Raw genomic sequence first — 9657 nt, 5'->3', positions numbered from 1 at the left:
AAAAAGCTACATCCAATACAATAAGGAGGACGAAGCGTTAAGAAAAGCTTCAGTGAAGCTTTTTAGCTTCGGGCCAGCTTGCAGGGGAGGCTATCAAATGAATACCTAATGTTAAAAAGCTATCCCGATATCCTCCGGTCATCGGGACGGGCCATCCAATACAATAAGGATTAAGACGAAAGATAGCAATAGCCATAATATGTGTAGGTTAAAGCTCAAAAAGCTACATCCAATACAATAAGGATTAAGACTTTACGGTTATATTATTTATTTGAACAAAGTAATTTTCAAAAAGCTATCCCGATCCCTGCGGTCATCCCGACAGGCCATCCAATACAATAAGGATTAAGACGTGCAAACTAATCTCATAGCACCACCACCTGCATTCTCAAAACGCTACATCCAATACCCTTCGACTCCGCTCAGGGCAGGCAATAAGGAGGGCCGAGCGTTAAAAAAAGGTCCGGCGGGACTTTTTTAGCGAGGAGCCAGCTTACAGGGGAGGCTATATGGCGTAAACAAAACATCAAAAAGCTATCCCGATATCCCTGCGGTGACCTATCCGTTTATTTCGAACAATTTCAACAACTCCCCTCCTCTTTTCCAAAGCTTTTCTTAGTTTTATACACGCCGTTTTTCTTACTCATACCACTCAACTCTATGTCTGACTCCAAAAAACCACAAGTAAGATACCTCGCCATTGACAGTTGTCTTAAGAACAAACGTAACTGTGGAACTAATGATTTGAAAAAAGCCTGTGACAAAGCTCTTTCTGACTACTTAAGTGAAGAAGTGGAAGTCAGTATCCGGCAAATACAGATTGACCTCAAATACCTGCAGTATAGCAACTATGCAGCCCCTATTGAAGAATATTTTGATTCTTTCGATAAAAGGAAAAAGTACTACCGGTATTCCGATTCAGACTATTCCATTCGCAAGCAAACCTTAAAGCCGGATGATCGAGATGCATTGAATGAGGCATTGCAGACCCTGTTGGCCTTTGAAGGAAGGCCGGAGGTGGAGTGGATTCATGAACTTATTGGTCGAATCCTACCTGATCCGGAAAAGGTTATGCCATCCACCGCCATCTTATATGAAGAAAATCCAGATCAGGTGGGAAGGCAACATATTCATCCCCTTTTTCAAGCAATTCGAAAAAAAACTCCACTTCAAATCACTTACCTTGCTTTCGGAAAACCGGAAGACGATCACTTCATATCGCCCTATTTACTCAAGGAATACAACAACCGATGGTATATCCTCTGCAAAACCAATCATTTTGATCACTTAACCTGCCTTGCACTCGATCGAATAAAGCAAATTGAGCCGACCTCAAAATACCCTTTCATTCCCTATCCAGAAGATGAAGACCCAAAAGAATTTTTCTTTAACTTCCTTGGAGTGACCTGGGAGAAGAGACCAGTTGAAAATGTCACACTTTTTATTAAAAAAACCAGGATTTTATATGTCTTGACAAAACGAATCCACCATACTCAACAACACAATCCCCTCCCCGAAAATCCCGAATGGGATGAAATCACCCTCAAATTAATTCCCAATAAAGAATTCTATTCCCAAATGCTGTTTTTCGGAGATGATCTTAAGATTATTAGCCCTGATTCTGTCAGAGATCAAATGAAATCTATTGTAGCTAACATGTTTGAAAATTATCTTCAATAAATGCCTAGATGCCTTTTTTCACAAATTCTTTCTAAAAATCCCTGTGCGAACGGGGATTTTTTTTGCCCAATTCAAATAGGCGAACTAGGTTTTCACCTATCATGATTTGCTTTGTCCCATCATCAAAAACAAAAAATCATGGACAGCAAAACCACATCATTCCGCTTAAGCCGACACGGGAGTGTTCGGATGGAGCAAAGAGGAATAAAGGCCGATATGGTGAGACTTGTACTCAGTCAAGGGCAGGTTATCCGAAAGCAGGGACTCCGGTATTACTACGTACCCAAATCCTTTGCAACAAATTGGGAAAGAAAAGAACAGGAGGCAGTCAGGGATCTTATCGTAATCACCGATAAAAGCGGAGCTCAACTCATCACCTGCTATCGAAACCCTCAGGCAGTGAAAGCCATTAAGCGTAAAACCAAGTATCTCTGTAAAGGGAAGTTGAATTGAAACTTGAAAAACGAAATCCGGAACATGCCAAGAACTTACTTTCGACATCATAACCCTGATTTTAAAATAACTCAAAAGGAGGTGAATCATGAAAAATAAAATACACGAATCAAGACTGCGCCGACCCGATTTAAACTTGCATCGAATTCTGGAAACGCCCGAGTCGAGACTTGAAATCCAAGCACCAAAAATTCAAGCATGACCTTAGTCTTTGCCTGTCTTAAATCAGAAAATGGGTGCTTGAAAAAAATTAAATACACGAATCAAGACTGCGCCGACCCGATCTAAACTTGCATCGAATTCTGGAAACGCCCGAGTCGAGACTTGAAATCCAAGCACCAAAAATTCAAGTAGATGGCCTTAGTCCTTACCTGTCTTAAATCAGAAAATGGATTCTGGGAAAAAAATAAAATACACGAACTAAAATTTCGCCTATGCCACTTAACCTTGCATCGACAAAGGAAAAACCGAGAAACAAAAGTAATTGAAATTTAAAACCAAAGGAGGTGAATCATGAAACACAAGTCTAAAAATACAACGGGCCTGTAGCCTGACATCCAAAGCCAACAGACTCCTGATTTTTTCAGGTTCTCTCCGGAATAGGATTAAAGCACGGCCGCCCAAAGCCAAAAATCCTAATTCACACTTTAAAACCGGAAAGGAGGACCTCATGACTGAATTCCAAATCCAACCACACAAAGAAGCCTACCAGGAAGCCTTGCTCGACCGCCGTTGGCGGGAACTACGGGAAGCTATTCTGGACAGAGACCGCCATCAGTGCAGAAGTTGCGGATCCCAGACAAGCCTACACGTCCATCATCGCCAATATCATCGGATCAAAACGACTGGCATATGGATCAAGCCTTGGGAATATCCCGAATACCTGCTGATCACGCTCTGCCATTCCTGCCACCAAACAGGTCATCAACAGTTTTCAATTCCAATCAAAGACATCTAACCCTTTAAACGACACAGCTATGACAACTTTCTTTCAAAAAATATTCGGAACGAGACCTGCAACTGCTCAGCCAGAAATGCCGGCCCCAATTGTATCTCCTGCATTCCCGTCTCGGGATTTGTTTATCGAAGACCGGGAGCCAAGAGAATTTCTGAGTCCTGAACCCGCCAGACTGACAAAGCGGGAGAAAACAATCCTGGAAGAACTCCTCGCACTGGACTACGCAGGAATGGGCCACAAAGACGGCTATGAGATCCATGATCTCGCCGGACTGGACATGCAACTGGAACTGATCGCCACTGACTTCAGACAAGCATTTGACAAGGCTCTGCAAGACATTGAGGTCCAACTGGAACCACTCGGCATTCATCTGACCGATAGGATGAGAGAGGAAACTCCTGAGCTCTTTGAGAAAATTCACACCCGTCAGGATCAATTGGTCAAGCAAAAGCGCGAGCTGATGACTCAAAAAGACCTGGCAGTGACAGGAGAGGGATTTGTGGAGAAACCATACCGGTATTACAAGGCCGGGTTTAGACGAGGCTATGACCTTTATGTAGAAGAACAACTCATTTTCAAACACATCAAAACACTCTAAGGCTATGACAACTCTCATGAAAATTTTCTGCACCCTGTTTGGCTACGACTACGAAACTGTCTTGCGTCAGCCCACGGCCAGCCGACAAAAAATCGTTACGCTTGGCCTACTCATCCTAATTCCGGTTATCCTTTGGGCTTTCTCGGGATTCTATCTCGCACACTTCCTGCTGGGTCTGGGCTACATTGCTTCGGCAATCGTCGCCCTCACCCTAGGAGGCATCATCCTGGCAGTGGACCGGAGCTTTGTAGCCACCCCCAAAACAGGGAGGACCCTTGGACTTATAGTACTGAGATTTGGATTCGCAGTGGTATCCACCGTATTGGGATCAGTCGCATTGGACTTGGCCTTGTTCCAGGGAGATCTGGCAGAGTATCGTCAGGCTCTCCTCTCGGAATCAAGAAGTCATGAAGAGGAAGCTTATAAGGCAGACCATAGTGCTGAACTAACCCGATTGGAACAACTTCTACCTGTATTGCAGGCAAGGGAAACCAGCCTTGGTGATGCACACATTCTGGAAATGACGGGAAAGGGAGGCTCCGGAAAGACTGGTAAAGGAAAAATCTCTGACGCCATCGAGCATCAAAAAGTCGAGACTGCAAAAGAAGCCGCACGGGTGGAAGAAGCGCTCGGAGCTGAAAGAACTAGACTTGATGAGGCGGCAAAAGCGCATGCCGAGCAAAAACTCACCAAGAGGCAGGACGCACTGCTCAGCCAACTGAAGGATTTGCATGGCTTTGTATTTAGCGATGGATATGCGATTGCGATTTACTTCTTCTTCTTCGCCTTTGTGGCGATGCTCGAGGTCTTTTTTATCCTCTATAAGTCCTTTACCTCGGACACCATTTTCGAGGATTGGCTGGAGGCAGAGGAAAGCTACGGCAAGCAAAAACTGGAAGCCTATCGCAGAAGAAAAGCGCAGGTGGCCAGAGAATACGGTGCCCTCGGTGAGGATTATGCTCAAGTCAGACAGCTGCTTGGAGAGACTCCTACCCGAAGGATCATTTGAACTCAACGATTTTATACACCTTAAACCTAAAAAAAGATGGGAAAGCCTACTAAAGAACAATGGGAAGAGATAATCGACGCGGTAGCGGAGATGCTCAAGAAATTGGCGGGTACACTGGGAAAATAAGTTTCCCGACCGACCAAATGGTGGGGATTCGCCCCGAAAGCAATCGGTGCGGGACTGAGTACAAAGTGGAAAAGTCCCGGTTTTAATTTTTCACTCTCTAAATCACAAAACCATGACTTCTAAATTAAAAATCATCCTTTCCATCGCAGCAGCCTTGCTCCCAATCGCCTTAAAGTTTATCGAGGAAAGGGAGAAAAAGGGTTCCACCAGTGCGTGATCTGCGAGAAACTGTCAACACTGCTTAAGAGCAGATGTAAGCCTAAGGGTGCCTCCCCTGAAGAATCCAAACGAGTCAAGCAAAGACAGAATTGGACTTCCGGCGGTAGGATAAATCTGAACCGTAGAGAGTGCAAACCAATCAAATGCAGAAAAAATGACCGAAACAACTAAAGAACAATGGGAAGAGATAATCGACGCGGTAGCCGAGATGCTCAAGAAATTGGCGGGTACACTGGGGAAATAAATTTCCCGACCGACCAAGTTAAGGGGACTGCCCCCGAAAGCGACAGGTACGGGACTGAGTACAGAATGGAAAAGTCCCGGTTTTATTTCCTTACTCTTTTAAACTCGTGAGTTAACACCAATCTTTAATTACTCAAATGCAAAATCTCCTGATTCAATTCCTGATACTCTTTTTCAAGGGATTTTATCTCTTTTTTGAGTGAGTAAACTCGTAAAATTAGAAAGATGCCAATCCAAAAAAACATGCCGCCAAATCTTAAGATCGCCTTCCCTGCCTTGAAATCCTGTTCAGTTATTTGGGAATTACTATACGCAGTTTGAAAGATCCCCATCATTAAAATCGCCAATAGAAAAATCCCCATGTAGAAATAGGTTTTATTCCTAAGACCCTCCTTTTCAATCAGGTTTACACTGATGATTTCTTTTTTAATTTGAAGAGCCCGCAGTTTTCCCAAATCAATCATAGCCGTGGTTATTACGTCAAAAACACTTTAAATGGTGCTGATCATGGTAGTCCTTTTTTATTAAAAACTTATTTGCAAAAGGGTGGCAAATCCTTTTCTCCTAAACCAAAAGGAATGTCCTCTCCTCTATCTTTGGCCCCTTTTCGGATATCGAGATGAAATGAAAGAAGCCTGATATTCACAGCAGTGGTCAGTTCATCTTTATCCTCCAAAAATTCATCGGTTTCAGTTTCGTTGAGCGCAAAATACTTTTTCACCAATGTTTCCTGACGGGGTGCAAACCAAGCCCAGTATCGATAAAAGATGTCAACAAGATTTCCTTCAAACGGTAATGAATACAAAGCAATCTGAAATGAATTTTTCTCCTTTAAAGCAAGGACAAAATATTCTTCTCCATTTTCTTTCAAAATACCTTCAGCATTCAATATAATTTCAATCAGAGTTTCCTCATCAGGCAAATCCAAGTTCAGATAAATAGCCTCCACAACTAACGACTTTTCCCAATTTTTAAAAAAGCCCAATGAATGTTGAATGCCTTTAAAAAACCAATAAAAATTATTCCAGCTCCAAAAGTGATAAGGTTCGAATTGACCATTTTCATTGAAAAACTCATAAGTTGGCATATACTTCAATATCCAAGTCTCTGCCTCATCCAGGTTAAGTTTATCTTTCCCCTCGATAAATTCTGATTCCGCCCTCAATGCTATTTCGGTGTGAATCACTTCATCTGGGCTCCCTTTATATCCAGGCATTTCATCTTCAAAAATTGACAGCCTAATCTGTTCCCCATACCAATCTTTTCTTTCCTTGCATCGCAAAGAATAACACTCAAAAATATCTAAGATGGAGTGATCTTTTCCATCATCTGTCAACTCAACGATAAATCTAAAATCAAGATAATTCCGGGTTTTATCCCCTGTAAATCGATATGCTGTACGAATCAGAGTAGGATTGCAGGTCAGATTGCAGCAGTTTCCCGACTCTACTTCTAGGAAAGCGTCCCCCGCTTTTTTGAACTCCTTAAATGTCTCTTCCACCTTTCTGACAAAAAGATTCTTTGGGAGATCCTGAAACGTGGATTCAGGATTTAGAAGTTCGCTCAACTCCTTTGCATCCATTGAAGAAAAGGCACTTAATACTTGATTGAGGTAAAAATCCATAGTTTAATGCCATTAAGTGCTCGATATACGAAAAAACAATAATTGGAGAAAAATTAAAAGTAATAAGTATCTGTGTAAAAGAATTCTGAGGGAAAATGTCTGATTATAAAACTTCACTCTTTTTTCTCCGATGCTTCGCCTCCCTATTTTAATTGTTAAACTCAACAAATTTCCACTTCAACATCATCTCAATTTTCAAGAACAATATTCCACCCACTCCCTTCCTACCTCAATCTTTCTTAGCTCGGCAATTTCACCTTTGGGATAATAGAACTGGGCCAAGTCTGCTCCTAAGGCATGGGTCAATTTGGACTTGATTCTGGAGAATTTTTCACTGGCTGAGTTGCTCAATGGATTACTCAAGGAAGCAATATTTGCCTCAACCATCGCCGGATCGCTTCCATTATACAGACTGGCATAAATCTCTTTCAGCTCTGGTTTGAAATCACTAAGCTCAACCAGTCTAATCCCCTCGGGATGCTTGAGGTACAAGAGAAATAAGGTTTTTTCCAGAGGCGTAAATTTTACCTCCAAGTTACCGAGCTCCGGGAAAATGATTCGTTTGCTCTCTCCTTTGACTTGGAGTTTCAATGGTTTGGGATCCAATTTCCACCTGCTTTTGAATAGCATCTGATCCCGAATTCCTTCAATTATGGACAGAACTTGGCGTATCACAGCTCTATCCACATTCCTTCTATCCATCAAATCCATGCAAGCAGGACAGATATCGGCAGTGCGAAGCTTCAGGGAAACCTTCTTTTTTTCAGCACAGAAATCATTCATGCAACCTCGGGCCTCCTTGTGAAGAAAGGCATTCAAATCACTGTAATTGGTAAATGTGAGTCGTTTCAAAATCGCAGAAGCCACATGGTATGCAACCGGATATCGATGATCACTCCCCGTGTAGTGTTCCCAAAAAGCAGTATGGACAAACAAGTTTCGGTTTCCCTTTGGGTCTCCTGCCGTAAACCAACCGTATTCATTGGAATGCTCGGTCAGTAGAACGATAAAATCATTTTCGGAAATCCTCTGGTTGGTTCGATACTCCTGGCATTGATCAAAAATGGTGTCCCAGGACACCTTATGATAGGACGGAGGCGGCTCGAAGTATTGTACCATGGAGTTGGATATCCTTTCATACACCACCATCGGCTCCAATTTCTGACTATCCAGATCAATAGTTTCAAAGGGAACCTCTTCCAACCTGTCCTGCGGAATTTCCAAGTGCTTTTCTTGGGTCCTGAATTGAAGCGGACCTTGAAAGGTTTTCAGTAATTCCAGAACCTCCCAGAATTTTTCGGCTGGATATTCTTGGGAACGGATTAGCCAAATTGTATACATGTGTTAAAAATTGCTGGTTAGAAAAATCCTGGCCACTGCGGCCAGGATCCATATTACTTATTCTTTGCCAAAAACCAAGGCCTAATATCCAAAAGGGGCAATTGCCCTTAGAGGTTTTAGTACGTTTCAATTAATGCGACATAAATGGTTTCAGGGTAATCTCCTTGAAACACATATTTTGTCACCGGGCACAACCAAATTTCGAAACCATCTTCAGCTTTATAGTAAGCTCCAGAATCAACAGCGGGATGGCCTACACTTTCTAGATAACCATCATCTTTATCGATTTTAGTTCTATGAAATGTATCTATAAGTTCTTCGCCATATCCTAGTGGCTGATCTGAAAAAGTCAATGTGACGTAATTTGAATCTCCTCCATATACTCCACATAGAATATCAACTACATCATATAATAGGTCCAAATATTTATCTGAACCACCAACCATTTGTAGGTTATCTTTAGTTCCTAATCCTTTTTCAAGAAATTCAGGTAAATCGATATACCATCTGCCTTCTTCTTTATAAAACCTATGTGTATGTCTTTTCATTGTCTATTTTTTTTGTTTGTTTAAATTATAAGGTGGCTAAGAACTTGAGGCTGCTCGATTATGGCTATTAGAATTGATTTTTGTCTGATTTATTTTTGAAAAACTCCTCCTTTTTAACACCCTTTGATTTCAATTTCATGAAATCCGTAATCTCCTCACTGACAAAATTCATTGAGGCCGCTATTGTGTTTTTCTCGAAACTGAAAGAGTTTTTTCCATTTCGGTCCAATTCTCGGGTTGCCTCTTCCACATTCAGTCCAGCACCGAGGAAAAGAAATTGCCATTTCCCGCTTAATTCCAACTCATTTATTAGACGTTTGACTTCAGAACCATTGAAGATCCGAGATGAGTTTTCGAAGCCGTCAGTCAGAATTAGCATGACCACGTCAGTGTGCTCATTCTCAAGCTCACTCCTCAATTTTGATTTTAGAAATTGGATGCTATTACCGATTGCATCATAAAGAGATGTCATCCCATCAGGAAAAATTTCTTTCCAATCAATTACTGCTTGAGAAATAGGCACTATGCCCTCAGAAAACTTCAGAACCTGATTGAAAGCACAATAAGAAAAAAATAAATCCTGGTCTGTGAATTCAACTTGCTTGTCTTTGAATCCCTGCAATTGGGTTTGGAAACTTTGTCTTGCCTCTTTCCAGCAAGAATCCATACTGCCGCTTCGGTCAAGGACCAGATGATAATACGTTTGTTTGTTCATGGCTTTGTTTTTAAATCTTCCGAAAGTTCCGTCAAAACCTTGATGCCGCTAAATCTCTGCAAGCTTGTAGTCTACTTACAATAAAAATTCGCTCGAACTGAATCCGATTTCTCACGAACTCAAAAAAGCATTTCTTAGGAGCT

The 9657-nt window shown here is 41.9% G+C and carries 10 protein-coding genes; 5 read left to right on the top strand and 5 right to left on the bottom strand.

What is annotated here, in order from left to right:
- Nucleotides 1-660: 660 nt before the first annotated feature.
- From ACK4HU_RS17850 to ACK4HU_RS17830, 5 genes are all read left to right on the top strand, one after another.
- The gene (locus ACK4HU_RS17850; protein ID WP_409809077.1) at nt 661-1680 is read left to right on the top strand and encodes a helix-turn-helix transcriptional regulator; all 1020 of its coding nucleotides are present in this window, start codon (nt 661-663) and stop codon (nt 1678-1680) included.
- A gap of 138 nt (nt 1681-1818) precedes the next feature.
- On the top strand, nt 1819-2133 hold the full coding sequence (locus ACK4HU_RS17845) for a DUF4258 domain-containing protein (RefSeq protein WP_409809075.1): 315 nt from the start codon (nt 1819-1821) through the stop codon (nt 2131-2133).
- Nucleotides 2134-2803: 670 nt separating this feature from the next.
- Complete coding sequence (locus tag ACK4HU_RS17840) at nt 2804-3091, top strand: HNH endonuclease (RefSeq protein ID WP_409809073.1); 288 nt, start codon at nt 2804-2806, stop codon at nt 3089-3091.
- Nucleotides 3092-3110: 19 nt separating this feature from the next.
- Nucleotides 3111-3689, top strand: coding sequence for a hypothetical protein (locus tag ACK4HU_RS17835; RefSeq protein WP_409809071.1), 579 nt, complete (start codon nt 3111-3113; stop codon nt 3687-3689).
- Between the two features lie 4 nt (nt 3690-3693).
- A complete protein-coding gene (locus tag ACK4HU_RS17830) occupies nt 3694-4698 on the top strand; it encodes a DUF4407 domain-containing protein (protein ID WP_409809069.1) in 1005 nt (334 codons plus the stop codon).
- A 713-nt stretch (nt 4699-5411) separates the two neighbouring features.
- On the opposite strand, the gene ACK4HU_RS17825 is transcribed toward ACK4HU_RS17830, so the two are convergent.
- The 5 genes from ACK4HU_RS17825 to ACK4HU_RS17805 form a co-directional block, all read right to left on the bottom strand.
- Complete coding sequence (locus tag ACK4HU_RS17825; protein WP_409809067.1) at nt 5412-5750, bottom strand: hypothetical protein; 339 nt, start codon at nt 5748-5750, stop codon at nt 5412-5414.
- A 68-nt stretch (nt 5751-5818) separates the two neighbouring features.
- Entirely contained in the window at nt 5819-6910 is a 1092-nt protein-coding gene (locus ACK4HU_RS17820) for a hypothetical protein (protein ID WP_409809065.1), read from the bottom strand.
- Between the two features lie 195 nt (nt 6911-7105).
- Nucleotides 7106-8251 (bottom strand): hypothetical protein, encoded by a 1146-nt coding sequence (locus tag ACK4HU_RS17815; protein WP_409809063.1) that lies wholly within the window; start codon nt 8249-8251, stop codon nt 7106-7108.
- Nucleotides 8252-8367: 116 nt separating this feature from the next.
- Nucleotides 8368-8799, bottom strand: coding sequence for a DUF6717 family protein (locus ACK4HU_RS17810; protein ID WP_409809061.1), 432 nt, complete (start codon nt 8797-8799; stop codon nt 8368-8370).
- Nucleotides 8800-8866: 67 nt separating this feature from the next.
- Entirely contained in the window at nt 8867-9514 is a 648-nt protein-coding gene (locus ACK4HU_RS17805; RefSeq protein ID WP_409809059.1) for a hypothetical protein, read from the bottom strand.
- Nucleotides 9515-9657: the final 143 nt, after the last annotated feature.

The sequence above is a fragment of the Algoriphagus sp. genome, from assembly GCF_046296635.1.
Taxonomy (GTDB): domain Bacteria; phylum Bacteroidota; class Bacteroidia; order Cytophagales; family Cyclobacteriaceae; genus Algoriphagus.
Note: the sequence above shows the minus strand (reverse complement) of the source record. Positions and strands in the feature narration are given on the sequence as shown.

Bases quoted from the DNA above. Each gene is read 5' to 3' on its own strand.
- ACK4HU_RS17825 (WP_409809067.1), bottom strand. From the start codon at position 5,750: ATGATTGATTTGGGAAAACTGCGGGCTCTTCAAATTAAAAAAGAAATC.
- ACK4HU_RS17815 (WP_409809063.1), bottom strand. From the start codon at position 8,251: ATGTATACAATTTGGCTAATCCGTTCCCAAGAATATCCAGCCGAAAAA.
- ACK4HU_RS17805 (WP_409809059.1), bottom strand. From the start codon at position 9,514: ATGAACAAACAAACGTATTATCATCTGGTCCTTGACCGAAGCGGCAGT.
- ACK4HU_RS17850 (WP_409809077.1), top strand. From the start codon at position 661: ATGTCTGACTCCAAAAAACCACAAGTAAGATACCTCGCCATTGACAGT.
- ACK4HU_RS17845 (WP_409809075.1), top strand. From the start codon at position 1,819: ATGGACAGCAAAACCACATCATTCCGCTTAAGCCGACACGGGAGTGTT.
- ACK4HU_RS17810 (WP_409809061.1), bottom strand. From the start codon at position 8,799: ATGAAAAGACATACACATAGGTTTTATAAAGAAGAAGGCAGATGGTAT.
- ACK4HU_RS17830 (WP_409809069.1), top strand. From the start codon at position 3,694: ATGACAACTCTCATGAAAATTTTCTGCACCCTGTTTGGCTACGACTAC.
- ACK4HU_RS17820 (WP_409809065.1), bottom strand. From the start codon at position 6,910: ATGGATTTTTACCTCAATCAAGTATTAAGTGCCTTTTCTTCAATGGAT.
- ACK4HU_RS17835 (WP_409809071.1), top strand. From the start codon at position 3,111: ATGACAACTTTCTTTCAAAAAATATTCGGAACGAGACCTGCAACTGCT.
- ACK4HU_RS17840 (WP_409809073.1), top strand. From the start codon at position 2,804: ATGACTGAATTCCAAATCCAACCACACAAAGAAGCCTACCAGGAAGCC.